We start from the raw sequence: 23,741 nt of genomic DNA on the forward strand, positions 1-23,741 counted from the left end.
GGTCGGGTCGGCGCTAGACTGGCCCGAAGCGTGCAGCCGCACCGCACGCCCCCGTGTGATTCATGACGCGCCCCTTCAGGCATCAGGAAGCCCCATGTCCATCGACCTCAACGCAGACCTCGGCGAAGGCGCCGGCAACGACGAAGCGCTGCTGCAGCTGGTGAGTTCGGCCAACATCGCCTGCGGCTGGCATGCCGGGGACGCGAAGACCATGCGCCAGTGCGTGCGCTGGGCCCTCCGCAACGGCGTGGCCATCGGTGCGCACCCGAGCTTCCCGGACCGCGAGAACTTCGGCCGCAGCGCCATGCAGCTGCCGCCCGAGGAGATCGTGGCGGGCATGCTCTACCAGATCGGCGCGCTGGCCGCGATCGTGAAGGCCGAAGGGGGGCGGCTCGCGCACGTCAAGCCGCATGGCATGCTTTACAACCAGGCCGTGAAGGAGCCTGAACTGGCCGCCGCGCTGTGCGAGGCCGTGCGCCTGGTCGACCCCGCGCTCAAGTTCTTCGGGCTGGCCGGCAGCGGCATGATCGACGCGGCGCGCCGCGCCGGGCTCACGCCGGTCGAGGAGGTGTTCGCCGACCGCGGCTACCTGCCCGACGGCAGCCTGGTGCCGCGCGGCCAGCCCGGCGCGCTGATCGAGGACGAAGAGGCCGCGCTGGCCCAGACCCTGTCGCTGGTGCGCGACCGGGCGGTGACGGCCATCGACGGCAGCCGCGTGGCCGTGAACGCGCAGAGCGTGTGCCTGCATGGCGACGGTGCGCATGCCCTGGCCTTCGCGCGCCGCATCCGGGAACGGCTTACGGCCGAGGGCATTGCCATCGCGCCGCTGCCGTGAGACCGGGCATGGCGATGCGGGTGTTGCTGACCGGCTTCGATCCCTTCGAGGGCGCGGCCGTCAACCCGTCCTGGGAAGCGGTGCGCGCGCTCGATGGCTGGCGTTTCGGCGCCGGCGCCCGCGCGGTGGAGGTGCATGCGCGGCGCATGCCCTGCGCCTTCGGCGCCGCGCTGACGGCCCTGGATGCGGCGCTGGCGCAACTGCAGCCGCATTGCGTGATCGCGGTGGGGCAGGCCGGCGGGCGCAGCGCCTTCACGCCCGAGCGGGTGGCCATCAACCTGGACGACGGCCGCATCTGCGACAACGCGGGCTGCCAGCCCATCGACCAGCCCGTGGTGCCGGGCGCACCGGCTGCGTACTTCGCCACCTTGCCGATCAAGGCCATCGTGCAGGCCGTGCGTGCCGCGGGCCTGCCGGCCGAGGTGTCGAACACGGCCGGCACCTTCGTGTGCAACCACCTGTTCTACGGCCTCATGCACCGGCTGGCGCAGCCCGATGCGCAGAGGCAGGGCGTGCGCGGCGGCTTCATCCACATTCCCTACCTGCCCGAGCAGGCCGCCCACCTGCCCGGGCCGCCGCCCGCGATGGCGCTGGCCGACGCCGTGGCGGCCCTGCGCATCGCGGTGCAGGTGAGCGTCGCGCAGACGCAGGACCTGAAGCTCGCCGGCGGCGCCCTGCACTGAGCGCCCGTGCAGGCTGCCCGCGGGGCCGGGCACTCAGTGCGCGTCGCGGAAGACCTGCCGGATGAACACCTTCTCGGCTTCGGCCAGCTTGCGCCCCAGCGTGCCATAGACATGCTGCAGCAGCGCCTTGTCCACGGCGGCGTCGATGCGGTGGGTGCTCGGGTCCACCACCTGCGCCAGCGGCATCGCCAGCTGCGCCGCGAAGGCCTGCACGGCGGCGGCGATCTGCGCCTTGGTGTCGGTGTCCAGCGGCGGGGCGGGCGTGCGCGCGTCGTGCAGGTACTGCGTGTAGGCCGGCGCGGCGGCGGCGCCGGGCACGTAGCGCACCACGGCCTGCAGTTCCGTGCGGCCCAGCCGGCCCACGCGGTCGGCGCGCGTGGTGATCTCGAAGCTCTGGTGATGCGCCACGCCGGCGGCGAGGTCTTCCACGCCCAGCACGGCGATGCGCACGCCGCGCCGCTGCGCCAGCTCCATGCCCACGGCCAGGTCGCTGTCGCCCGTGACCAGCACGGCGTCGCAGATGGCGTGGTGCGTGGTCAGCTCGATCAGGTCGCTCACGATCAGCGAGTCCACGCCCTTCTGGTGGCCGCGCCAGTCGATGGTGCCCGCGCGGAACTGCAGGTCGTCCACCTGCATGATGGCCTTCTGCTGCGCGGTGAAACCGTGCGCCATCACACCGTCGTACCAGTAGATGCGCAGCAGTTCCTTGCCGGCCAGGTCGAGCGTGGCGCGCGACTGCGCCAGCAGCAGGTCCATCAGTGCGGCCGGGTCGGGAATGTCCAGGTCCGCGCGCGAACTGCTGGCGCGCTGGCTCAGCATCTCGACGGCCTGGCGCAGCAGGTAGCCGGCGTCGACCATCACCACATAGCGATTCATGAGGGCTCCAGAAACGGTAAGCCCCCTGAAGAGGGGGCAGTGCGCGGCGCGGGTAGAAGGTAGGCGCGCTGCGACGGCGCATTCTAGGCAGCCCGCGGTGCTGCCGGCCCGGCGCAGCCCCGAAGCCTGAAGGGTTGCAAAGGCGCGGGCGATGGGCGCGCCGGGCGGCCGTGGCCGGCGGGCCCAAGAAAACCGCGCCCGCAGGCGCGGCCTGCTCGGGCGTGGCGCAGCGCCTCAGGGGGCGCCGCGGCGCACGGCCGCTGCCGGCTCAGGCCCAGGAGAGGGCGGCCAGGTCGTTCACGAAGATCGGCATGTCCTTCCAGAGGCCGCGCACGCCCTTCTTGGCCACGGTGGGCCACAGCGGCTGGTACAGGAAGCCGTTGGCCGCGTCGTTGGCCAGCATGCGCTGGGCGTCGCCCAGCAGCTTGGCGCGCTCTTGCTCGCTCGGCGTGTTCTGGATCTTGGTGAACAGGTCGTTGAAGGCCTTGGACTGGTAGCCCCAGTAGTAGTCGGGCTTGGTGTAGTTGTCCAGGTCGAAGGGCTCGACATGCGAAATGATGGACAGGTCGTAGTTGTGGCCGCCCCCGTAGGTGTTGGACAGCCACTGGGCCCATTCCACGTTCTGGATCTTGACGTTGATGCCCACCTTGGCCAGCTGGGCCACGATGATCTCGCCGCCCTGGCGCGCGTAGGGCGGCGGCGGCAGCGTCATGGTCAGTTCCAGGGGCAGCTTCACGCCGGCTTCGGCCAGCAGCTTCTTGGCCTTGTCCACGTCGTGCGGGTTGATGCCCGTGGTGTCCACGTAGCCCAGCGCGCCGGGCACGTAGTGGCTGCCGATGGGCACGCCGAAGCCGTCGGCCGCGCCTTCGATGAAGGCCTTGCGGTCCAGCGCGGCCAGGATCGCGCGGCGCACGCGCACGTCGCTGAGCTTCCTGTTGTTGATGGCCAGGATGGTCTTGGCGCGCGAGCCGCTGCTCAGGACCTGGAACTGCGGGTTGTTGCGGAACTGCGCCACCACGCGCGTGCCGATACGCGGGAAGGCGTCGATGTCGCCGGCCATCAGCGCCGCGGCCTGCGCGGCCGGATCGGACACGAAGCGGAAGGTCACGCGGTTGAGCTTGGCCAGCTTGGGATCGCGGAACGTGTCGCTCTTGACCAGGATTGCGGACGAGCCCTTGTTCCAGCGCTCCAGCTTGTAGGGGCCGGTGCCCACGGGCGCGGTGGCGTTCGTCTCGGCGCTCTTGGGCTCCACGATGGCGGCCGTGGCCTGGCCTAGCACGAAAGGCAGGTTGGGGTCGATCTCGCTGTTGATCACGACCACCGTGTGCTCGTCCACCGCCTGCGTCGACAGCTTGGAGAAGCCGCGCTTGTCCTTGTTGGTGCTCTTGTCGGCCTTGGCGCGGTCCAGGCTGAACTTCACCGCCTGCGCATTGAAGGGCTCGCCATTGCTGAACTTGACGCCGCGGCGCAGCTTGAAGGTGTAGGTCTTGAGGTCGGGCGAGACCTCCCAGCTTTCGGCCAAGAGCGGCGTGACGCTGCCGTCGGAATTGATCTTGGTCAGCGTCTCGAAGATGTTGTACTGCGTGATCTCGGCGATGGCGGCGGCGGCACCGGCCGTGGGATCCAGCCCCGGCGGTTCCAGGGCCATGCCCAGCACGAGGGCATCCTTGCGGCTCTGGGCCATGGCGGCGGGCACGGCGGTGGCCAGTGCCGTGGCGGCGGCCGAGGTGAGAACGGTGCGGCGGTTCAGCATGTGAGGTCGATCTCCGGAGGGAAAGAGAAGCACGAGCATGAACAGTGCCATGCCCGCTTGCTACGAGTACTTACATGCTAGCGCAGCCGCGGCCGAAGGCGCAGCGGGTTTCCGGGGAGTCCTGTCCCCCAGGCTTCAGTGACGCACGCCACGGGCCCCGCCACGCGGCCCGCACCGGCCCGGCGATCAGCTCCAGGAGAGGGCTGCGAGGTCGTTCGCGAGGATGGGCAGGTCCTTCCACAGCCCGCGCAGGCCGCGCCGCGCGACGGTGACGAACTGCGGCTGGAACAGCCAGGCATGCACCGAGTCCTCGGCCAGCAGGCGCTGCGCCTCGCCCAGGTAGCGCAGGCGGTCGGCCTCGCGCGGGCTGGTGCGCGCCTTCTCGAACAGTTCGTTGAAGCGCGGCGACTGGTAGCCCCAGTAGTAGTCGGGCTTGGCGAAGTTGTCCAGGTCGAAGGGCTCGACGTGCAGGATCAGCGTCAGGTCGTAGTTCTTGTTGCCATAGGTGCCGCTGAGCCACTGCGCCCATTCCACGTTCTGGATCCTGGCGACGATGCCGATCTTGGCCAGCTGCGCCGCGATCAGCTCGCTGCCCTGGCGCGCATAGGGCGGTGGCGGCACCACGAAGTTCAGCTCCAGCGGCGTCTTCACGCCGGCCTCGGCCAGCAGGCGCCTGGCCTTCTCGAGGTCGAAGGGATTGACGCCCGTGGTGTCCACGTAGCCGGGCAGGCTGGGCACGTAGTGGCTGCCGATGGCCACGCCCCGGCCGTCCATGGCCGCGGCGATCACCGCCTGGCGGTCGATGGCGGCGGCGATGGCGCGGCGCACGCGCACGTCGTTCAAGGGGGCCTTCTTGTTGTTGATGGCCAGGATGGCTTTGCCCAGCGAGTTGTTGATCAGCACCTGGAAGCGCCTGTCGCGCTCGAACTGCGGCAGGCTGCGCGAGACCGAGGCATGGGGAATCAGGTCGATGTCGCCGGCCAGCAGCGCCGTGGTCTGCGCCGGGGCCTCGGAGACGAAGCGGAAAGTCACGCGGCGCAGCGCCACCTTGTTCGCGTCGCGCCAGGCGGGCCATTTGTCCAGCGTGAGCGAGGCGCCCTTGCTCCAGCTGCCGAAGATGTAGGGACCGGTGCCGACGGGCTTGCTGCCGTTGGTCTCGGCACTCGAGGGCTCGACGAGGATGGCCGAGGCCTGGCCCAGCTGGAACAGGAAGTTCGGATCGATTTCCTTGCGCAGCAGCACCACGGTATGCGGGTCCACCACCTGCACCGTGAAGCCCGCGAACAGGCGCCGGTCCTTGTTGGTGCTTTTCTCGCCCACGGCGCGCTCGAAGCTGTACTTGACCGACTGCGCGTCGAAGTCCACGCCGTTGTGGAACTTGACGCCGCGGCGCAGCCTGAAGGTGTAGGTCTTGAGGTCGGGCGAGACCTCCCAGCTTTCGGCCAGCAGCGGCGTGACGCTGCCGTCGGCGTTGATCTTGGTCAGCGTCTCGAAGACGTTGTAGAGCACCACCTCGGCGATCTCGGCGCCGGCCTTGGCCGTCGGGTCCAGGCCCGCGGGCTCCAGCGTGAGGCCGATGACGACGGCGTCCTTGCCGCGTGTCTGCGCCAGGGCGGGCAGGGCGAGGGGAAGCACGGACGCGGCAGCGGCACTGGCGGCGGTCGCGAGAAGGGAGCGGCGATGGAACACGGAGATCGGTCTTTCTGGGCGGGATGCAGGACGCCCGCACTGCCGAGCCGGGGCCGGCCGTGTGGGCGTCGGCATCATGCGCAAGGCCGGGGCCCTGCGCAACCAGATGCTTATGACCGAATCATCCGTGGCTCGCCGCTGCCCCGCGCCCGTGCGTCAGCGGTGCAGTACGCCGCCCGCGGGCGTGTGCTGCACGGCGTCGAGCAGCGAGCGCGTGTACGGGTGCTCGGCATGGGCGAAAAGCTGCCGCGGTTCGCCGCGCTCCACGATGCGGCCCTTGAGCACCACGCACACCTCGTCGCACAGGTGGTTGACCACCGCGAGGTCGTGGCTGATCAGCAGGTAGCTGATGCCGAACTGCTGCTGCAGGTCCTGCATCAGGTTGAGCACCTGGGCCTGCACCGACACGTCCAGCGCGCTCACCGGCTCGTCGGCCACGATGAGCTGGGGCCGCGTGATCAGGGCCCGCGCGATGGCGATGCGCTGGCGCTGGCCGCCCGAGAATTCGTGCGGGTACTTGTCGAGGTCGGTCGGCCGCAGGCCCACGGCGGCCAGCGACTCGGCCGCGCGCTCGCGCTGCTCGGCGCGCGTGCCCTCGAGCAGCGCTTCCAGCGGCTCGGCCACGATGCTGGCCACGGTCTGGCGCGGGTCCAGCGAGCCGTACGGATCCTGGAACACCATCTGGAAGTCGCGCCGCGCGCGGCGCAGCTCGGCCGCCGGCAGGCGGTGCAGGTCGCGGCCCAGCAGCTTCACGCTGCCCGAGGTGGGCGTGTCCAGCGCCATCACCAGGCGCGCGATGGTGGACTTGCCCGAGCCCGACTCGCCCACGATGCCCACGCTGCGGCCGGGCTGCACGTCGAAGCTCACGCCGTTGAGGGCCCGCACCAGGGGCGGCGGCGCGAAGACCTTCTCGCGCGGCAGCGGGTAATGGCGCACCAGGTCGCGCACCTCGAGCAGGGGCGCGGCGGGGTTCGTGTTCACGCTGCTCATGCCGGCGCTCCTTCACCCGTGGCGGCCGCGGCCGCCACGGCGTCCAGCCGCAGGCAGCGCACAGCGTGCGAGTGCGCCAGGGGCACCGGTGGGGGCCGCGTGCCGTGGCATTCGTCGGCCGTGAAGGCGCAGCGGCCCGCGAAGGGGCAGCCCGGCGGCAGGTCCACGAGTTCGGGCACGCTGCCGCGGATGGTGGCCAGCCGCGTGCCGCGCGGCGCGCCGAGCGCGGGGCGCGCGGCGAACAGGCCCTGCGTGTACGGGTGCGCGCGCTCGGCAAACACGGCGCCGGTGGGCCCGCTCTCGACCACGCTGCCGCCGTACATCACCAGCATGCGCTGCACGTTGTTGGCGATCACGCCCAGGTCGTGCGAGATCAGGATCATGGCCATGCCGCGCTCTTCGACCAGGCCGCGGATCAGATCGAGGATCTGCTTCTGGATCGTCACGTCCAGCGCGGTGGTGGGCTCGTCGGCGATCAGCAGGTCGGGCCCGCAGGCCAGCGCCATGGCGATGCCGATGCGCTGGCGCTGGCCGCCCGAGAACTGGTGCGGGTACGCGTCGAGCTTGGCCTGCGCGTCGGGGATGCCCACGCGCTCCAGCAGCGCCAGCACTTCCTTGCGCGCCTCGGCCTTCGTGAGGCCGCGGTGCAGCCGCAGCGGCTCGCCCACCTGCCGCACGATGGTGTGCAGCGGGTTGAGGGCCGTCATGGGCTCCTGGAAGATCATGCCGATGCGGTTGCCGCGGATCTGGCACAGCTCCTTGTCGGGCCGGCCGACCAGTTCCTGGCCGTCGAAACGGATGCTGCCCGTGACCTTCGCGTTGCCGGGCAGCAGCCCCATGAGGGACATCACGGTGATGGATTTGCCGCAGCCCGATTCGCCCACGATGCCCAGGGTCTGGCCCCGTTCGAGGGAAAAGGAAATGCCGCGCACGGCCTGCGCCGGCCCGCGCTGCGTCTGCAGGCCGATGTGGAGATCGTTGACTTCGAGGAGTGCCATCGGGGGAGTCTGTTTTTCTTGTCGTTCAGCGTGCACGGGCCAGGCGCGGATCGAGCAGATCGCGCAGGCCGTCGCCCATCAGGTTCAGCCCCAGCACGGCCAAGGCGATGGCCACGCCGGGCCAGACGGCCAGCAGCGGCTGCTGGAACATCAGCGTCTGCGCCTCGCTGAGCATGCGGCCCCACGAAGGCTGCGGCGGCTGGGTGCCCAGCCCCAGGTAGGACAGCGCGGCTTCGGCCAGGATGGCGATGGCGAAATAGGTCGTGGCCTGCACCAGCAGCACGGTGGACACGTTGGGCAGCACGTGCTTGAAGGTGATGGCCCAGGGCCCGCGGCCGCAAGCGCGTGCGGCGGCCACGTATTCGCGCGCCCACACGGCGTTGGCGGCGGCGCGCGTGACGCGCGCGAAGATCGGGATGTAGTTGATGCCGATCGCGATGATGGCGTTGACCATGCCCGGGCCGAAGACGGCCGTCATCATGATGGCCAGCAGGATGGCCGGGAAGGCCAGCGAGAAGTCGGTCAGCCGCATCACGATCTCTTCGGTCCAGCCGCGGCGCGCCGCGGCCAGCAGGCCCAGCGCCGTGCCGCCGACCAGGCCGATGCCCACGGCGATGAAGCCCACGATGATGGAGGCGCGCGCGCCCACCAGCAGCAGCGAGGCCACGTCGCGGCCGTAGGCATCGGTGCCGAGCCAGTGCTGGGCCGTGGGTCCCTGCAGCTTGTTGGCCATGTCCATGTCGTAGGGCGACCAGGGCGTCCAGACGAAGGAGAGCCCGGCGGCCGCCAGCAGCAGCAGCGTGAAGAGGCCGCCGATGACGAAGCTGCGGTGGCGCAGCGCGCGCTGCCAGAAGCTGACCGTGCTGCGCGGTGCCGCGGCCGAAGGAAGGGCGGAAGTGCTCGTGTTCAGGGTGCTCATGGATTCGCTCACGCTGCTCAGATGTCGGAAGCCTTGATGCGCGGGTCGATGACGGCGTAGAGCACGTCCACCACGAAGTTCACGATCACGACGAAGGCGGCCAGCAGCATCACGCAGTTGCGCACCACCGCGAGATCGCGGTTGCTGATGGCCTGGAAGATGAGGCGGCCCAGGCCCGGCAGGTAGAACACGTTCTCCACCACGATGGTGCCGGCCAGCAGTTCGGCGAACTGCATGCCCATCACCGTGATGACCGGGATCAGCGCGTTGCGCAGCACGTGCAGCCACAGCACGGCGCGCTGCGTGACGCCCTTGGCGCGCGCGGTGCGCACGAAGTCCTCGCGCATCACCTCGAGCACGGCCGAGCGCGTGATGCGCGCGAGGATGGCTGCCTGCACCACCGCCAGCGACAGTGCGGGCAGCAGCAGCGACTTGAGCGCGTTCATGCGATCCTCGGCGCTCTCGCCCCAGCCGTCGAAGCCGCCGGCCGAGAACCACTGCAGCTTCACCGAGAAGAGCAGGATCAGCATGATCGCGAACCAGAAGTTGGGAATGGCGATGCCGACCTGCGTGAGGCCCATCAGGCCCACGTCGCCCAGCTTGTTGTGGCGCGCCGCGGCCGTCACGCCCACCACCAGCGCCAGCACCGTGGTGAAGAACATGGCCATCACGGCCAGCGGCACGGTGAGCGTGAGGCGCTCGAGGATCAAATCGAGCACCGGCGTGCCGTAGGTGTAGCTGTCGCCCAGGTTGCCCGTCAGCAGGCCCTGGACCCAGGTCCAGTAGCGCGTCCAGGCCGGCTGGTCCAGGCCCAGCTGCGTGGCTAGGGCCGCCACGGCCTCGGGCGAGGCGTCGGGGCCCATGAGGATCTGCGCGGCATTGCCGGGCAGGATCTCGAGCACGAGAAAGACGATGATGGAGGCGCCGATCAATGTGCCAACGAGGGTGGCCAGGCGCTTGAGAAGAAACAGGCTCATGAGAAAAACGGGAAAGGCTGCGGCCCGGTGCGACAGCGCACCGGCCGGTGGCATGAACCCGGCGAGTCAGGTGGGGCGGCGCGCAGCATACCGTGAACTCAGCAGGGAGCGTGCCTGACGGCCGCAGGGCCATCCGGCTTGCAGGAATTCGCGAGGGATGGCAGGCGCGGATAATCGCCCCCATGGCCCTCATGATCACCGACGAATGCATCAACTGCGACGTCTGCGAGCCCGAGTGCCCCAATGACGCGATCTCGATGGGCGAAGCCTTCTACGAGATCGATCCGCACCGGTGTACGGAGTGCGTGGGGCATTTCGACGAACCGCAGTGCGTGCAGATCTGCCCGGTGGCCTGCATCCCGGTCAACCCGGCGCACGTGGAAACGCGCGAGACGCTGTTCCAGAAGTACACGCGCCTGCAGGCGCTGGGGACGGGCTCCGGGCATTGCGACTGAAGCGCTGCGGGCGGGCTGCAGGCACGGCGCGCCGATGCGCCGCCGCGATGCATCTTCAGCGGCCACGTTCGCGCTTCGCAGGCCGCGGGCCCCGGGCCGTGAAGCTCTCGTTGCTGGGCAGGCGCCCCTTCTCGGTCTTCGGCCGCTTGAGGCGCTTCATGCGGCCTCGCTTCTCGTCCTCCTCGTCTTCGCCATCCTGCGCACTCCACGGCGACCTGTGCTCGATCACCGCGGGCCCGCTCCGCGCGGCCACGGCTTCGCGGCGTTCGCGTTCGCGCGCCATCGCGTCGGCCTGCGCATGGGTGCGCCGCGTGGCGGCCTCGGCTTCGGCGCGCGCGTCGTCGGTGGGCCGATCGGCCGGTGCGATCTCCCGGCCCATGGCGCAAGGCTGGTCGGTGTACTGGCTGCCGCAGCGCCAGATGCGCGCGCCGGACTGCCCCGCCGAGGGCAGGGGACACAAGCCCAGGAGGGCGGTCAGCAGCAGCGTGCGGCGCTGCGAATCGGTGCGAGTCGCATGCATGGGCCCTCCCTGGGTCCTGGCGTCGAAGGCGCCGGTGATGGAGGACATGCTGAACGCAAACGGAGGCGGCCGCAAGGGCCCCCTTCACGGATTGCGCGGCAAATGCACGGGATCGCGGGCGCCGTCAGCCGCCCTCGGCCGGTGCGCGCGCGCCGGTGTCGGCCGCCGCGGGCCCGGGCAGGTCCTGGGCCGGGGCGGGCGGCTCCCTGCGCGGCGGCTTGGGCCGCGGGGGCTTGCTGGTGTGGATGTGGGCCGTGGCCTTGTCCATTTCACCGCGCACCAGCGGCGCCGCGGCGTGCAGCGTGCGCGCGATGGCGTCGTCGATGGCCTCGCGGTGCTCGCGCAGCGGCTTCCTGAGCACCCAGCTCACGACCTCGGACTTGGTGCCCGGATGGCCAATGCCCAGTCGCAGCCGCCAGTAGTCGCCGGTGCCCAGCTGGGCGTGGATGTCGCGCAGGCCGTTGTGGCCCGCATGGCCGCCGCCGAACTTGAGCTTGGCCTGGCCCGGCAGCACGTCGAGCTCGTCATGCACCACGAGAATTTCTTCGGGCGCGATCTTGTAAAAGCGCGCCAGGGCCGCGACGGACTTTCCCGACAGGTTCATGAAAGTCTGGGGTTCCAGCAGCCACACCGTCTGGCCCGCGATCTGCGTGCGCGCGACCAGGCCGTGGTAGCCGCGCTCGGGCACCAGCTGGGCCTGGGCGTCGCGCGCGAGCGCGTCGATCCACCAGAAGCCCGCGTTGTGGCGTGTGTCTTCATACTCCGGGCCGGGATTGCCCAGGCCGACGAACAGCTTGATCATGGAGCGGGATTATCCGGGCCGGCGAGGCGGGGCAAGGCGCATCGGACGGAGGACGGGGGGAGGCTGCGCCCTCGTGTGTGCAGCGCGTGCGCCGCGGGCCGCGGGATGCAGGGCGCGCCAACGAAAACGGCCCGCCGAAGCGGGCCGTGACGCGAGCACCCCAGGGGGCGCCGTCGCGCTGATTACTTCTTCTTCTTGCCCTTGGCAGGCTCGGCGGCTGGCGCAGGAGCGGCGGCAGGCGCTTCTTCTTCCACGACCGGCGCCACGGCGGAGGCCACCACGGGGTTCGGCTTGCCGTGCAGGATGACCTTGGCGCCCTTGGGCAGCTTGAGGTCGCTCACGTGCACGGTGGCTGCGTTCGTCAGGCCCGACAGGTCCACCTCGATGAATTCGGGCAGGTCGGCTGGCAGCACGCTGATTTCGATTTCCGTCATCACGTGGTTCACCAGGTTGTGGTGCAGCTTCACGGCTTCGGATTCTTCCTCACCCTTGAAGTGCAGCGGCACCTTCACCGTCAGGCGGGTGCGGGCGTCGACGCGCTGGAAGTCCACGTGCTGGACCAGTTGCTTGAAGGGGTGGTATTGCACGTCACGCAGCAGCACCTTGCTGACGTTGCCGCCCATTTCCATTTCCAGGATGGAGGAGTGGAAGGCTTCCTTCTTCAGGGCGTGCCACAGCGCGTTGTGGTCGAGTTCGATCAGTTGCGGCTGTTGGCCTTCACCACCGTAGACGATGCCCGGCGTCTTGCCGGCATTGCGCAGACGGCGGCTCGCACCCGTACCCTGCTTGGCGCGCTCGAAAGCGACGAATTTCATAACGTTCTCCAGAAGGAACCGGCCGCGACCAGCCGGGTTCCGTTTCGACAAAGGCCCCGCAGGGCCCACAAAAAAGGAGCGGCGAAGCCTGCTCCTTCAAGACCGCACGCAACAGCGTGCAGTGCGGTCTCTTTTGCGGCCCGGGCCGGCAAAGCCGGCCCGGGTCGCACGGACTGTCCACTCACTCGTGATCGAAGATCACGAAGTGCTCAAAAAAGGTTGTCCTGCTCCGAGAACAGGCTCATCACCGACTCGCCCTTGGCGATGCGCTGGATCGTCTCGGCGAACAGCGGGGCCACGGACAGCTGGCGGATCTTGCCGCAGCTGGCGGCCGCATCGGACAGCGGAATCGTGTTGGTCACGCAGACTTCGTCCAGCGCCGTGCCCTGGGCGATGCGCTCCATGGCCGGGCCCGAGAACACCGGGTGCGTGCAGTAGGCGTAGACCTTCTTGGCGCCGCGCTCCTTGAGCACCTCGGCCGCCTTCACCAGCGTGCCGGCGGTGTCGATCATGTCGTCCATGATCACGCAGTTGCGCCCATCGATCTCGCCGATGACGTTCATCACCTCGCTCACGTTGGCCTTGGGACGGCGCTTGTCGATGATGGCCAGATCGCAGTTCAGCTGCTTGGCCAGCGCACGGGCGCGCACCACGCCGCCCACGTCGGGGCTGACCACGATCAGGTCTTCGTAGTTCTTGGCGCGCAGGTCGCCCAGCAGCACCGGCGAGGCATAGATGTTGTCGACGGGGATGTCGAAGAAGCCCTGGATCTGGTCGGCGTGCAGGTCCATGGTCAGCACGCGGGCGACGCCCACGGTCTGCAGCAGGTTGGCGACGACCTTGGCCGAGATCGGCACGCGCGTGGAACGCACGCGGCGGTCCTGGCGGGCGTAGCCGAAGTAGGGGATCACGGCGCTGATGCGTTCGGCCGACGAGCGCTTGAGCGCGTCGACCATGATCAGCAGTTCCATCAGGTTCTCGTTCGTGGGCGCGCAGGTGGACTGCACGACGAACACATCGCGGGCCCGGACGTTCTCGTTGATCTCGACGGTGACCTCACCGTCGGAGAAACGGCCGACGCGCGCGGCGCCGAGCGGCGAACCCAGGTGCTGAGAGATTTCTGCGGCCAGGCCAGGATTGGCATTGCCGGTGAAAACCATGAAGTCAGGGTGATGCGCCTGCATGCTTGCTTCTCGGCAGTCTGAGAGAGTGGGCCTGTAGGCCCTGGCGCGGAGCCGTGGGCCGCTTTCGCGAAAGGAAAAATCTTTGGCAGGGGAAGAAGGATTCGAACCTTCGCATGCCGGAATCAAAATCCGGTGCCTTAACCAGCTTGGCGACTCCCCTACACAGGAGACAGGCCTGGCGGCCTGCCACCGATGAATGTCGCATTCAACCGCTTGCGGCTGAATCTCTAGCCCACCCAACCTGCCAGAGGATGGACTGCCAGATTGCTACAAATCCGCAATTGCCAATCCGGAGGCGGATTATGCAACAACGTGCTCTGCGGCAAGTTCAACTTCGCGAAGACCGCGCTGCCAGATCCGGTCATCCGTGCATCCAATCCTTGGGAGCCGAGCCACTCGAGGGCTTGGCTCACCTGCGGATTGAGCCGCTGGGCCACCGGCTGCAGATCGTTCCGACCAAAGCCAAAAATCTCGTTCTTGAGCTTTAGGCTTTGTGCTGTGTCGTTCTCAGCGAAGCCATAGAGTATAGCAGCAGGTGTGGCGCGCTGCAGATCGTCCGCAGAAAAAATTTTTGCAGTCGCCAGGCCGGTGGGCGGCTTGAGCACCGCGAACTGCGCGGCCGGCAAGGTGACGGGCGTGATCTGCTCGCCCACGCCTTCCACCCAGGCGTTGCGGCCGCGCAGGAAGAAAGGCACGTCGGCGCCGAGCGCGAGGCCGATGCGCTCGAGCCGCGCCAGCGGCAGGTGCAGGCCCCACAGCCGGTTGAGCGCCAGCAGGCAGGTGGCCGCATCGGAAGAGCCACCGCCCATGCCGGCTTCGGCCGGGATGCGCTTCATCACGCCGATGTGCGCGCCCTGGCCGGGTGCTGCGAAAGCCTGCAGTGCGCGCGCGGCGCGCAGCACCAGGTCGTCGGGCGGCAGGGAGGGGCCCAGGTCCTCGCGGCTGAGCTGCCCGTCCTGGCGCAGTTCCACATGCAGTGTGTCGCACCAGTCGATGAGCATGAACACCGACTGCAGCAGGTGGTAGCCGTCGTCGCGCCGGCCCGTGATGTGCAGGAAGAGATTGAGCTTGGCCGGCGCGCTGAGCTCGTACAGGGCCTTCATGGCGTGCCCGGCGGCGCGGCCGCCGCGGGGAGCCGGGACGGCGCGGGCTCGAAGACCAGGCGCAGCTCCGCCGTGGGCAGGGGCGACTCGCGCACCGCCTGCAGGCGCCCTTCGCCCACCTGGGCGAGCTGCGGGCGCCAGCCGGGCACGGGCGTGGCACGGCCGGCCAGCCAGTCGAACAGCGCATCCACGGGCAAGGCCGCACCGGTCACGCGGGCCAGCAGCAGGTCGATGGAGGCTTCGCGCTGGATGCGCTGGCCGTCCTGCAGAGAAGCGGTGCCGGGCGACCACTGCAGCACGCCCAGCGTGTTGCCGATCGGGGTGCTCAGCTTGAGTTCGCCCTGGCCCGGCGCGCCACGCAATTCGAAGATCGCCGAGAAGCTCTGCGGCGGGTCGCTGTCCACGCGCAGCGCCAGGCGGCCGCTCCATTCGCCGCCGCCGATGGGCGCGCGCGTCCCGGGCGGACGGGCGGTGCTGCACGCACCCAGCCACAGCGGCAGGCTGGCGCTGGCCAGCACGAGCTGACGCCGGCGCACCGTCATGGCGAAACGCGCAGGCGCTTGAGGGTCTCCTGCAGGGTCTCGTTGTCCGCATCCGCAATCTTCGCCTGCTTCCAGATGCTGACGGCGCGCTCGCGGTCGCCCTGCGCCCAGAGCACTTCGCCCAGATGGGCGCCGATCTCCGGATCGGGCCGCTTCTGGTAGGCCGCTTCCAGGATGCGCAGCGCCTCGGCCGTGTTGCCCAGCCGGAACTCGACCCAGCCCAGGCTGTCGGCGATGAAGGGATCGTCGGGCGCCAGCTCGACGGCCTTGCGGATCAGCGTGCGCGCCTCGTCCAGGCGCGTGTTGCGGTCCGCGAGGGAGTAGCCCAGTGCGTTGTAGGCATGCGCGTTTTCCGGCTGCAGCGCGATCACGCGGCGCAGGTGCCGCTCCATCTCCTCGTTGCGACCCAGCTTCTCGGCCGTGAGCGCCAGGTCGTACAGCAGGTCCGCGTCCTCGGGGTCGGCGCGCTGGCCCTCGGCCAGCAGATCGTAGGCGGCCTGGTGCTGGCGGGCATCCCGCAGCAACTGCACTTCGGTGGCGAAACGCTGCTTGCGCTCGGCGACGGTGCGCGCAGGCAGCTCGCGCAGCAGCGCGCGGGCCTGCTGCAGTTGGCCCTGCCGTCCGAGCAGCAGGGCTCGGCGCGTCTGGGCCTGGAAGAGTTCTTCGGCGCCTTCGATGCGGCCCAGCCACTGTTCGGCTGCGGCGTAATCCTTGCGGCGCTCGGCCAGTTGCGACAGCTGCAGGTAGGCCTGGGCCATGCCGCGGCGGCGCTCGTCCGCGTCGCGCTGCGCGGCCGCCAATTCCAGGTAGCGCTGCAACGAGGCCTGCGCCGCATCGTCCTCGCGCAGCTGGCCTTGCAGCGTGCCCAGCATCAGCCACGGGTCGGGCAAGGCGGGGTGCGCCTCGGTCACGGCCTTCAGCTGCGTGCTGGCCTCGGCATAGCGCTGCGCGCCCACCAGCCAGCGCGCGAAGGCGACGCGCGCTTCGGGCAGGGCCTCGGGGCTGGCCAGGTACTGCTTGACCAGCACCTCGGCCTGCGGGCGCTGCGGGTCCATCAGGTCCATGGCCAGCACGACCGGGCCATCGGCCTTGGGGTCGGCGGCGGCCCCGCGCTGCGCCGCGTCCAACGCGCCGTCCAGGTCGCCGGCCAGCTGGCGCACGCGGCCCACCGTGGTCCATGCCAGGGCCGCGGTGATGGGGTTGCGCAGGTCGTCGGCCAGCGCCTGTTCGAGCACCTGCGCGGCCAGCTTCTTGTCTTGGGCGCGGCCGAAGCTGCGCGCCAGCACCGTGAGCAGCACCGGCCGCTCGATGACGGGCGTGGCCGCCAGTTCGGCCCGCAGCGGCTCGACGGTCTCGCCCAGCCGCCCCAGCGCGATCAGCACCTGCAGCTCCAGGCGCCGCGCGTCGCGCGAATCGGGGATGGCGGTCTTCCACGCGCGCGCCGCGGTGAGCGCGGCCTCGGGTGAACGGCCCTGGATCGCAGCCTCGGCGGCCCGCTGGAACAACTGCGCATTGCCGGAGCGGCGCGCCGCATCCAGCAGCAGGGCGAAGCTTTCGGCCGGATCGCCGCTGCGTGCGCTGATCTCGCCCAGCAGCACCTCGTAGAAGAGCTGCGCCGTCATGGCCGACGGGCGCGCCGGTTCGGGCGCGGGGGCCGCGGCCGCCGCCGGCGGGACGGGCCCGGGGGGCGGCGCCGGCTGGGCCTGGGCCGCACCGGCCGCGAGCAGCCAGACGGCCAGGGCCAAACCGTGTCTGCGGGGCATGAAACTCATCGATCCATAATAATGCAAGGCCTGCGGGGCCCGCCCCCTGGCGGCCGGGTGGGCTTGCCCCGTCTGAGGCCTCTTTCACCCCACTCGAAGACGGACTCGCAACCGTTGCCGCGCGACCGGCGGGGCGCGCGTCGCATCCCTGTCCAGCCGCTCTCTTCCACCATGCCAGAGCTTCCCGAAGTCGAGGTCACGCGCCGTGGCTTTGCCGACCGCATCGCCGGTGCGCAGGTACTCGCCGTGCGCCTGGGCAAGCCGCTGCGCTGGGCGCTGTCGGTGGCGCCCGATGAACTGGTCGGCCGCCAGGTGCTGGGCGTGCGGCGGCGCGGCAAGTACCTGCTGATCGACCTGAACGAGGGCCTGCTGCTGCTGCACCTGGGCATGTCGGGCAGCCTGCGTTTCGATCCCGAACTGCCGCCTGCCGGCGCGCATGACCATTTCGACCTGCTGACGTCGGCCGGCACGCTGCGCCTGCATGACCCGCGGCGCTTCGGGGCGGTGGTCTACGTGCCGCACGAGGATTGCGCGCTCGCGCGCAAGCTGCTCGGGCACCTGGGCATGGAGCCGCTGGGCGCGCATTTCGACCTCGATGCCTTCCATGCCGGGCTGCGGCGCCGGCGTGCGCCCGTCAAGCAGGTGCTGCTGGCCGGCGACGTCGTGGTGGGCGTGGGCAACATCTACGCTTCCGAGGCGCTGTTCCTGGCTGGCATCCGCCCCACCACCGTGGCGTCGCGCATCTCGCGCCCGCGGGCGGCGCGGCTGCATGCCGCGGTGCGCGACGTGCTCGGCCGCGCCGTGGCGCGCGGCGGCAGCACGCTGCGGGACTTTTCGGGTGTGGACGGGCAAGGCGGCTACTTCCAGCTCGAAGCCATGGTCTACGGCCGGGCGGGCCAGCCTTGCCGCATCTGTAGTACTTCCGTGCGCATCTTGCGCCAAGGCCAGCGATCCACCTTCTTCTGCCCCGTTTGCCAGAAGCCCTGACGGGGCCGAACGGTGGCACAGTGGCGTCTGAATGGCAGACCGGGGCGGCCGGCTGCGGATATATTTTGAAACAACTTCTGACGCACACACCGTGAGCCGCTCCTTCGACCAGCAATTCGACCAGCACGGGGCCTGGCGCCGCAACTTCGCGCATCGCCTCAAGTGGCTCGGCAGCTGGCTGCGCGACAACGACCTGCTCGATGCCGCCGTCGGTGAGCGCCTGCGGGAGCTGGAGTCGCAGATGCGCACCAGCAAGGTCCGGGTGGCTTTCGTGGCCGAGTTCTCGCGCGGCAAGTCGGAGCTGATCAATGCCATCTTCTTCGCCGGCTACGGGCGCCGCGTGATGCCGGCCAGTGCGGGGCGCACCACCATGTGCCCCACCGAGCTGGGCTATGACCCGGCCATCCGGCCCTGCCTGCGGCTGCTGCCCATCGAGACGCGGCTGGAATCGGCCTCGCTCGACACCTGGCGTGGCCAGCCCGAGCGCTGGACCGAGATCCCGGTCGACGCGGACGACGCCGACCAGCTGGCGGCTGCCATGCACAAGGTGGCCGAGGTGGAGTGGGTGCCGCTCGCGCAGGCGCGCGCCCTGGGCTTCTGGCGCGACGACAAGCCCGAGGACAACCCGGTGGCCGACGCCGAAGGCCGCGTGGAGGTGCCGCGCTGGCGCCATGCCGTGCTCAATATGCCGCACCCGCTGCTGGAGCAGGGCCTGGTGATCCTCGACACGCCGGGCCTGAACGCGATCGGGGCCGAACCCGAACTGACCGTGAGCCTGATTCCGCAGGCACATGCCGTGGTCTTCATCCTGGGCGCGGACACGGGGGTCACGCGTTCGGACCTGGCCATCTGGCGCGAGCACCTGGTCACCGAGGGCGACCCGAGCGAGACGCGCCTGGTGGTGCTCAACAAGATCGACACGCTCTGGGATTCGCTGAGCCAGCCGGGCCAGATCGATGCGCAGATCGAGCGCCAGTGCGCCAATTCGGCCGAAGTGCTGGGCGTGCCGCGCAGCCGGGTGCTGCCCGTGTCGGCGCAGAAGGGCTTGCAGGCCAAGATCGAACACCATCCGGCGCTGCTCCAGTCCAGCCGCCTGCCCGCGCTGGAGCAGGCCCTGGGCGAGGGCCTGCTGGGGCGGCGCGAAGCCGTGCTGCGCCGGGCCGTGGACGCGGGCGTGGCCGCGCTGCGCGCCGAAGCCACGCGCGTGCTGCAGGTGCGCCAGCGCGACCTGGCCGAGCAGGTGCTGGAACTGCAGGGCCTGCGCGGCAAGAACGGCGCGGTGATCCGCCACATGCGTGGCCGCATCGAGCAGGAGCAGGCAGATTTCGAATCGAGCAGCGCGCGCATCCTCGCGCTGCGCTCGGTGCAGTCGAAGATGATGCGCGAAGTGCATGCCGTGCTCGGCGTGACGGCGCTCAAGGAAGACATGGCCCGGCTCGCGCAGGCGCTGCGCGCCTCGGGCCTGAAGCTCAACGTGCGCAAGGTCTACGGCAGCACCTTCGACGCGCTGCGCCGCAACCTGCATGACGTGCAGGCGACGATGGCCGAGATCCAGACCATGCTCAACGGCACCTTCCGCCAGCTCAATGCCGAACACGGCTTCTCGCTGCAGGCGCCGGCCGAGCCCGATCTGCGCGAGTTCGAAGCCGAACTGAGCCGCATCGAGCAGAGCCACCTGCACTACCTGGGCGTGGGCAACGTGCTGCGCCTGGCGCAGACCGAGTTCTGCCACAAGCTGGTGCGCGCGCTGGCCAGCCGCGTGCGCGCCATCAACGACGCCGCCGTGGCCGAGGTGGACCGCTGGAGCAAGGCCGCCAATGCGCAGCTGGACGTGCAACTGCGCGAGCGCCGCCGCAGCTTCGTGCGCCGCCTCGAATCCGTGGAACGCGTGCAGTCCGCGGCCGGCAACCTCGATGAGCGCCTGGAAGAGATCGCCGTGCAGGAACAGGGCCTGGGCGCGTTGCAACAGCGGCTGGGCGAGCTGACCGCATTGCTGACCAGCCAGGAGCCGTCGACGCCTGCCGCCGAAGCGGCCTTCGGCCAGTTGCGCGTCGCGTGACGGCCCGCTCTTGCGCCGCGGGCGTGCAGGCCCGCGCGGCCGCCATCGCCGCCGAATTCGCCCCGCTGCTGGTGGCCTGGCAGCGCAGCCATGGCCGCAGCGGCCTGCCCTGGCAGAACACCCGCGACCCCTACCGCGTGTGGCTGTCCGAGATCATGCTGCAGCAGACGCAGGTCGCGACCGTGCTGGGCTACTACGCGCGCTTCCTGGATCGCTTCCCGGACGTGGCCGCGCTGGCCGCCGCCAGCGAGGACGAAGTGCTGGGCCTGTGGAGCGGGCTGGGCTACTACAGCCGCGCCCGCAACCTGCACCGCTGCGCGCAGGACGTGGTCGCGCGCTTCGGCGGCCGCTTTCCCGCGCGCGCGCAGGAACTCGTCACGCTGCCCGGCATCGGCCGCTCCACGGCGGCGGCGATCGCGGCCTTCTGCTTCGGCGAGCGCGTGGCCATCCTCGATGGCAACGTGAAGCGCGTGCTGTCGCGCGTGCTGGCCTTCGATGAAGACCTGTCGCGCAGCGCGAACGAGAAAGCGCTGTGGGAGGCCGCGCAGCTGCTGTTGCCGCCCGAAGGCGATGCCGAGGCCATGGCGAGTTACACGCAGGGCCAGATGGACCTGGGGGCCACCGTCTGCCTGCCGCGCCAGCCGCAATGCTTGATCTGCCCCGTGCAGGGCCTGTGCCGGGCGCGTCTGGCAGGCCAGCCCGAGCGCTTCCCGGTGAGCGAGCGCCGCCTGCGCCGCAGTGCGCTGAGCCTGTGGCTGCTGCTCGCGCGCCGTGGCGATGGCGCCGTCTGGCTGCACAAGCGGCCGGCGCGGGGCATCTGGGCCGGGCTGCACAGCGTGCCCGTGTTCGAAAGCCCGGACGCGCTGGAGGCGGCTCTGCGCCCGGCGCTGCGGCCGTCGGCCCTCCACCGGCCCGCCTTCCTGCATGTGCTCACGCACAAGGACTTGCACCTGCATCCGGTGGCGGTCGCCGTGCCGACGGGCGAGGCGCGGCCGCCGGCGACGGAAGGGGAGGGCCGCTGGGTGCCGGTCCAGGAGTGGCCGGGGCTCGGCCTGCCGGCGCCGGTCCGGCGGCTGCTCGAAGAAGACGGGCCGGGCTGATCCGCTACGCGCACGTCGGGCCGCGCCGCGGCGGGGGGCTACTCGCCGTCCAGCTCCCGGTGCCGCTTGAGCGCGGCCCAGCGCTCGCCGAAGGCACGCGCCAGCTGTTCGACCAGGAACACCGAACGGTGCTGGCCGCCCGTGCAGCCGATGGCCACCGTCACGTAGCTGCGGTGGTCGTTGGCGAGCGCGTCCAGCCAGTGGCCCAGGAACTGCTCGATGTCGGCGTACATGCGCGCCACCTCGGCGTGCTCGCGCAGCCAGTCGATCACGGGCGTGTCGCGCCCGGTGAGCGGCCGCAGATGGGCGACGTAGTGCGGGTTGGGCAGCATGCGCACGTCGAACACATAGTCCGCGTCCAGCGGCAGGCCGCGCTTGAAGGCGAACGACTGGAACACCAGCGTCAGCTGGCGCTGCGGCGCATCCAGCAGCGCCTTGATGTAGGTGCGCAGCTGCGCGGGCCGGATCAGGCTGGTGTCGATCACATCGGCGCCGTCGCGCAGGTCGGCCAGCAGCTCGCGCTCGAGCTCGATCGCCTGGATCAGCGCGCGCTCCTGCTCGGGGGCGTCCACGCGGCCTTCCTGGCGCGACAGCGGATGGCGCCGGCGTGTTTCCGAGAAGCGGCGCACCAGCGCCTCACTGGTCGAATCCAGGAACAGCGAGCGCAGCGCGATGCCTTCGTGGCGCAGGCCGGCCAACTGCTGCGGCAGGCTGGGCAGCGACACGCCACTGCGCACGTCGATGGCCACCGCCACGCGGCGCGCGCGCTGCGCCTTCTGCAGCGCGATGAAGGCGTCGAGCAGCTCCGGCGGCAGGTTGTCCACGCAGTAGTAGCCTGCGTCTTCCAGCGCATTGAGCGCCACCGACTTGCCGGAGCCCGACATGCCGGTGATGAGGATCAGGTCCAGCGTCATGGCGTGGCCTTGGCCTTGCGCCGCGGGGGCGCCTGTGTGCCGGCCGGCTCGGCCGTCGCCGTCAGCATCTCGCGCGCATGCGCCAGCGAGGTGGCCGAGATCCGTTCGCCGCCCAGCATGCGCGCGATCTCCTGCGTGCGCGCCTCGCCGTCGAGCGGACGCACGGTGCTTTCGGTGCGCGGCCCTGCGCTGCCGTCCACGCCTTCGGCCGGCAGGGCGCGCTTGGCCACCTGCAGGTGGTGGTCGGCGCAGGCCGCCACCTGCGGCAGGTGGGTGACGGCCAGCACCTGCCGGTCGCGGCCCAACTGCTGCATGAGCCGGCCCACGGTCTCGGCCACGGCCCCGCCCACGCCCGAATCCACTTCGTCGAAGATCAGCGTCTGCGCATTGCCCAGCCGGCTGGTGGTCACGGCAATCGCCAGCGCGATGCGCGAGAGCTCGCCGCCCGAGGCCACCTTGCCGATCGGCCGCGGCGTGCTGCCGGCATGTCCGGCCACGAGGAAGGCGATGTCTTCCAGCCCGGCCCGGCCCGGCTGCGCCGCCGGCTGCAGGCTGACCTCGAAACGGCCGCCTTGCATGCCCAGGCCCTGCATGGCCCGGCTGACGGCGTCGGCCAGCTGCGGCGCGGCGCGCTTGCGCTGCGCGCTCACGGCCTGGGCCGCGCGCCGCCAGCGCTGCTGGCTCTGCTGCTCGGCTGCCTGCAGCGCGTCCAGGTCAGCCTGCGCGTCCAGCTGCGCCAATTCGGCCTGCCACTGGGCCAGCAGCGCGGCCAAGTCGGCCGGCGTGCGCTTGTAGCGGCGCGCGAGCGACATCCACAGGCCCATGCGCTCGTCGAGCACGGCCAGTTGCTGCGGGTCGGTGTCGGTGCGGCGCAGGTACGCGTGCAGCGAATGCGCGGCGTCGGAGGCCTGGGCGATGCTGGAGGCCAGTTCGTCGGCCAGCCCCTGGAATTCGGGTTCCAGGTGCTGCTGGTCCTGCAGCAGCGCCAGGGCGCGGTTCAGGGCGGCCAGCGCGCCGCCGTCCTCGTCTTCCAGCGCGGCGCTCGCGCCCTGCGCAGCGTCGATGAGGCCTTGCGCATGGGACAGCCGCGTGTGCTGGGTCGACAGCTCTTCCCACTCGCCTTCCTGCGGCGCCAGCTTGGCCAGCTCGCCGATCTGCCATTGCAGGCGCTCGCGCTCGCGCTGCAGCGTGTCCTGCGCGCGCTGGGCGCTTTCCAGCGCCTGCGCGGCCTGGCGCCATTGCTGCCAGGCGCCTTCCATGTCGGCTCCGTCCACGCCCGCGTAGGCGTCGAGCAGGCCGCGCACCGAGTCGGCGCGCGTGAGGCTCTGCCAGGCATGCTGGCCGTGGATGTCCAGCAGCTGCTCGCCCAGCTCCTTGAGCTGGGTGGCGGTGGCGGGGGCGCCGTTGATCCAGCCGCGGCTGCGGCCCTGCGTGTCGACGGTGCGGCGCAGCAGCAGCGCGTCGCCGGCCTCGAAGCCGCCTTGTTCGAGCCAGCCCTGCAGGCCGGGCACGGGGTCGAACTCGGCCGCCACGTCCAGCCGCTCGGCGCCTTCGCGCACGGCGCCGGCGTCGGCGCGGTTGCCCAGCGCCAGTTGCAGGGCGTCGATCAGGATGGACTTGCCGGCGCCGGTCTCGCCGGTCAGGACGGTGAAACCGTCCTGCAGGTCCAGCTCCAGCGAACGAACGATGACGAAATCGCGCAGGGCGATTCGACGCAAAGCCATGTCAGTCTTCCAAGGTTCAGGGCTCGGTGCGAACTGCGTGAAGCGGGCGACTC

General features: G+C 70.4%; 22 protein-coding genes and 1 tRNA gene. 6 read left to right on the forward strand and 17 right to left on the reverse strand.

Going from position 1 to position 23,741, the window contains the following annotated elements; all coding sequences use genetic code 11:
- Nucleotides 1-94 precede the first annotated feature (94 nt).
- On the forward strand, nucleotides 95-835 hold the full coding sequence (pxpA, locus tag LG388_RS01515; protein WP_225781088.1) for a 5-oxoprolinase subunit PxpA: 741 nt from the start codon (nucleotides 95-97) through the stop codon (nucleotides 833-835).
- A gap of 8 nt (nucleotides 836-843) precedes the next feature.
- Nucleotides 844-1,518: a pyroglutamyl-peptidase I gene (gene pcp / locus LG388_RS01520; RefSeq protein ID WP_370630071.1), complete on the forward strand. Its 675-nt coding sequence runs from the start codon at nucleotides 844-846 to the stop codon at nucleotides 1,516-1,518.
- Between the two features lie 33 nt (nucleotides 1,519-1,551).
- On the opposite strand, the gene LG388_RS01525 is transcribed toward pcp, so the two are convergent.
- The 7 genes from LG388_RS01525 to LG388_RS01555 form a co-directional block, all read right to left on the reverse strand.
- On the reverse strand, nucleotides 1,552-2,394 hold the full coding sequence (locus LG388_RS01525) for an NYN domain-containing protein (protein WP_225781089.1): 843 nt from the start codon (nucleotides 2,392-2,394) through the stop codon (nucleotides 1,552-1,554).
- Between the two features lie 268 nt (nucleotides 2,395-2,662).
- Entirely contained in the window at nucleotides 2,663-4,147 is a 1,485-nt protein-coding gene (locus tag LG388_RS01530; RefSeq protein WP_225781090.1) for an ABC transporter substrate-binding protein, read from the reverse strand.
- Nucleotides 4,148-4,333: 186 nt separating this feature from the next.
- A complete protein-coding gene (locus LG388_RS01535; protein ID WP_225781091.1) occupies nucleotides 4,334-5,836 on the reverse strand; it encodes an ABC transporter substrate-binding protein in 1,503 nt (500 codons plus the stop codon).
- Between the two features lie 156 nt (nucleotides 5,837-5,992).
- Nucleotides 5,993-6,826 carry an ATP-binding cassette domain-containing protein gene (locus tag LG388_RS01540; protein WP_225781092.1) on the reverse strand — a complete coding sequence of 278 codons (834 nt, stop codon included), beginning with the start codon at nucleotides 6,824-6,826 and terminating at the stop codon, nucleotides 5,993-5,995.
- On the reverse strand, nucleotides 6,823-7,824 hold the full coding sequence (locus tag LG388_RS01545) for an ABC transporter ATP-binding protein (protein WP_225781093.1): 1,002 nt from the start codon (nucleotides 7,822-7,824) through the stop codon (nucleotides 6,823-6,825). The genes LG388_RS01540 and LG388_RS01545 overlap by 4 nt, the downstream gene beginning before the upstream one ends.
- A gap of 25 nt (nucleotides 7,825-7,849) precedes the next feature.
- A complete protein-coding gene (locus tag LG388_RS01550; protein ID WP_225781094.1) occupies nucleotides 7,850-8,743 on the reverse strand; it encodes an ABC transporter permease in 894 nt (297 codons plus the stop codon).
- Between the two features lie 17 nt (nucleotides 8,744-8,760).
- A complete protein-coding gene (locus tag LG388_RS01555) occupies nucleotides 8,761-9,720 on the reverse strand; it encodes an ABC transporter permease (protein ID WP_225781095.1) in 960 nt (319 codons plus the stop codon).
- A 182-nt stretch (nucleotides 9,721-9,902) separates the two neighbouring features.
- On the opposite strand from LG388_RS01555, the gene LG388_RS01560 reads away from it, so the two are divergent.
- On the forward strand, nucleotides 9,903-10,175 hold the full coding sequence (locus LG388_RS01560) for a YfhL family 4Fe-4S dicluster ferredoxin (protein WP_225781096.1): 273 nt from the start codon (nucleotides 9,903-9,905) through the stop codon (nucleotides 10,173-10,175).
- 55 nt (nucleotides 10,176-10,230) lie between these two features.
- Here LG388_RS01560 and LG388_RS01565 read toward each other — a convergent pair whose 3' ends face one another.
- From LG388_RS01565 to LG388_RS01600, 8 genes are all read right to left on the reverse strand, one after another.
- A complete protein-coding gene (locus tag LG388_RS01565) occupies nucleotides 10,231-10,743 on the reverse strand; it encodes a hypothetical protein (protein ID WP_225781097.1) in 513 nt (170 codons plus the stop codon).
- 76 nt (nucleotides 10,744-10,819) lie between these two features.
- Nucleotides 10,820-11,497 carry an aminoacyl-tRNA hydrolase gene (gene pth, locus LG388_RS01570; protein WP_225781098.1) on the reverse strand — a complete coding sequence of 226 codons (678 nt, stop codon included), beginning with the start codon at nucleotides 11,495-11,497 and terminating at the stop codon, nucleotides 10,820-10,822.
- A 182-nt stretch (nucleotides 11,498-11,679) separates the two neighbouring features.
- A complete protein-coding gene (locus LG388_RS01575; protein WP_225781099.1) occupies nucleotides 11,680-12,312 on the reverse strand; it encodes a 50S ribosomal protein L25/general stress protein Ctc in 633 nt (210 codons plus the stop codon).
- Nucleotides 12,313-12,521: 209 nt separating this feature from the next.
- Nucleotides 12,522-13,496 (reverse strand): ribose-phosphate pyrophosphokinase, encoded by a 975-nt coding sequence (locus LG388_RS01580; protein ID WP_225781100.1) that lies wholly within the window; start codon nucleotides 13,494-13,496, stop codon nucleotides 12,522-12,524.
- Between the two features lie 83 nt (nucleotides 13,497-13,579).
- Nucleotides 13,580-13,656, reverse strand: a tRNA-Gln gene (locus LG388_RS01585).
- A gap of 67 nt (nucleotides 13,657-13,723) precedes the next feature.
- The gene (gene ispE / locus LG388_RS01590) at nucleotides 13,724-14,599 is read right to left on the reverse strand and encodes a 4-(cytidine 5'-diphospho)-2-C-methyl-D-erythritol kinase (RefSeq protein WP_225781101.1); all 876 of its coding nucleotides are present in this window, start codon (nucleotides 14,597-14,599) and stop codon (nucleotides 13,724-13,726) included.
- Nucleotides 14,596-15,141 carry a lipoprotein insertase outer membrane protein LolB gene (locus LG388_RS01595; RefSeq protein WP_225781102.1) on the reverse strand — a complete coding sequence of 182 codons (546 nt, stop codon included), beginning with the start codon at nucleotides 15,139-15,141 and terminating at the stop codon, nucleotides 14,596-14,598. The genes ispE and LG388_RS01595 overlap by 4 nt, the downstream gene beginning before the upstream one ends.
- Nucleotides 15,138-16,904 carry a tetratricopeptide repeat protein gene (locus LG388_RS01600; RefSeq protein WP_370630072.1) on the reverse strand — a complete coding sequence of 589 codons (1,767 nt, stop codon included), beginning with the start codon at nucleotides 16,902-16,904 and terminating at the stop codon, nucleotides 15,138-15,140. Before LG388_RS01600 ends, LG388_RS01595 begins: the two co-directional genes overlap by 4 nt.
- Before the next feature lie 171 nt (nucleotides 16,905-17,075).
- Here LG388_RS01600 and mutM point away from each other — a divergent pair, with 171 nt between their 5' ends.
- The 3 genes from mutM to mutY all read left to right on the forward strand — a co-directional run bounded on the left by mutM (nucleotide 17,076) and on the right by mutY (nucleotide 21,050).
- Complete coding sequence (mutM, locus tag LG388_RS01605) at nucleotides 17,076-17,891, forward strand: bifunctional DNA-formamidopyrimidine glycosylase/DNA-(apurinic or apyrimidinic site) lyase (RefSeq protein WP_225781104.1); 816 nt, start codon at nucleotides 17,076-17,078, stop codon at nucleotides 17,889-17,891.
- Nucleotides 17,892-17,982: 91 nt separating this feature from the next.
- Nucleotides 17,983-19,950 carry a dynamin family protein gene (locus LG388_RS01610; protein WP_225781105.1) on the forward strand — a complete coding sequence of 656 codons (1,968 nt, stop codon included), beginning with the start codon at nucleotides 17,983-17,985 and terminating at the stop codon, nucleotides 19,948-19,950.
- Between the two features lie 44 nt (nucleotides 19,951-19,994).
- Nucleotides 19,995-21,050: an A/G-specific adenine glycosylase gene (gene mutY / locus LG388_RS01615; protein ID WP_225781792.1), complete on the forward strand. Its 1,056-nt coding sequence runs from the start codon at nucleotides 19,995-19,997 to the stop codon at nucleotides 21,048-21,050.
- A gap of 38 nt (nucleotides 21,051-21,088) precedes the next feature.
- On the opposite strand, the gene rapZ is transcribed toward mutY, so the two are convergent.
- Complete coding sequence (gene rapZ / locus LG388_RS01620; protein ID WP_225781106.1) at nucleotides 21,089-21,964, reverse strand: RNase adapter RapZ; 876 nt, start codon at nucleotides 21,962-21,964, stop codon at nucleotides 21,089-21,091.
- Complete coding sequence (recN, locus tag LG388_RS01625; protein ID WP_225781107.1) at nucleotides 21,961-23,688, reverse strand: DNA repair protein RecN; 1,728 nt, start codon at nucleotides 23,686-23,688, stop codon at nucleotides 21,961-21,963. Before recN ends, rapZ begins: the two co-directional genes overlap by 4 nt.
- Between the last annotated feature and the right edge of the window lie 53 nt (nucleotides 23,689-23,741).

The sequence above is a fragment of the Xenophilus sp. Marseille-Q4582 genome (genome assembly GCF_916700565.1).
In the GTDB taxonomy this organism is placed as follows: domain Bacteria; phylum Pseudomonadota; class Gammaproteobacteria; order Burkholderiales; family Burkholderiaceae_C; genus Xenophilus.

What these genes read in the sequence shown, in the direction of transcription:
- pxpA (WP_225781088.1), top strand. Translation starts at nt 95, where the DNA reads ATGTCCATCGACCTCAACGCAGACCTCGGCGAAGGCGCCGGCAACGAC.
- pcp (WP_370630071.1), top strand. Translation starts at nt 844, where the DNA reads ATGGCGATGCGGGTGTTGCTGACCGGCTTCGATCCCTTCGAGGGCGCG.
- LG388_RS01525 (WP_225781089.1), bottom strand. Translation starts at nt 2,394, where the DNA reads ATGAATCGCTATGTGGTGATGGTCGACGCCGGCTACCTGCTGCGCCAG.
- LG388_RS01530 (WP_225781090.1), bottom strand. Translation starts at nt 4,147, where the DNA reads ATGCTGAACCGCCGCACCGTTCTCACCTCGGCCGCCGCCACGGCACTG.
- LG388_RS01540 (WP_225781092.1), bottom strand. Translation starts at nt 6,826, where the DNA reads ATGAGCAGCGTGAACACGAACCCCGCCGCGCCCCTGCTCGAGGTGCGC.
- LG388_RS01545 (WP_225781093.1), bottom strand. Translation starts at nt 7,824, where the DNA reads ATGGCACTCCTCGAAGTCAACGATCTCCACATCGGCCTGCAGACGCAG.
- LG388_RS01550 (WP_225781094.1), bottom strand. Translation starts at nt 8,743, where the DNA reads ATGAGCACCCTGAACACGAGCACTTCCGCCCTTCCTTCGGCCGCGGCA.
- LG388_RS01555 (WP_225781095.1), bottom strand. Translation starts at nt 9,720, where the DNA reads ATGAGCCTGTTTCTTCTCAAGCGCCTGGCCACCCTCGTTGGCACATTG.
- LG388_RS01560 (WP_225781096.1), top strand. Translation starts at nt 9,903, where the DNA reads ATGGCCCTCATGATCACCGACGAATGCATCAACTGCGACGTCTGCGAG.
- LG388_RS01565 (WP_225781097.1), bottom strand. Translation starts at nt 10,743, where the DNA reads ATGTCCTCCATCACCGGCGCCTTCGACGCCAGGACCCAGGGAGGGCCC.
- pth (WP_225781098.1), bottom strand. Translation starts at nt 11,497, where the DNA reads ATGATCAAGCTGTTCGTCGGCCTGGGCAATCCCGGCCCGGAGTATGAA.
- LG388_RS01575 (WP_225781099.1), bottom strand. Translation starts at nt 12,312, where the DNA reads ATGAAATTCGTCGCTTTCGAGCGCGCCAAGCAGGGTACGGGTGCGAGC.
- LG388_RS01580 (WP_225781100.1), bottom strand. Translation starts at nt 13,496, where the DNA reads ATGCAGGCGCATCACCCTGACTTCATGGTTTTCACCGGCAATGCCAAT.
- ispE (WP_225781101.1), bottom strand. Translation starts at nt 14,599, where the DNA reads ATGAAGGCCCTGTACGAGCTCAGCGCGCCGGCCAAGCTCAATCTCTTC.
- LG388_RS01595 (WP_225781102.1), bottom strand. Translation starts at nt 15,141, where the DNA reads ATGACGGTGCGCCGGCGTCAGCTCGTGCTGGCCAGCGCCAGCCTGCCG.
- LG388_RS01600 (WP_370630072.1), bottom strand. Translation starts at nt 16,904, where the DNA reads ATGCCCCGCAGACACGGTTTGGCCCTGGCCGTCTGGCTGCTCGCGGCC.
- mutM (WP_225781104.1), top strand. Translation starts at nt 17,076, where the DNA reads ATGCCAGAGCTTCCCGAAGTCGAGGTCACGCGCCGTGGCTTTGCCGAC.
- rapZ (WP_225781106.1), bottom strand. Translation starts at nt 21,964, where the DNA reads ATGACGCTGGACCTGATCCTCATCACCGGCATGTCGGGCTCCGGCAAG.
- recN (WP_225781107.1), bottom strand. Translation starts at nt 23,688, where the DNA reads ATGGCTTTGCGTCGAATCGCCCTGCGCGATTTCGTCATCGTTCGTTCG.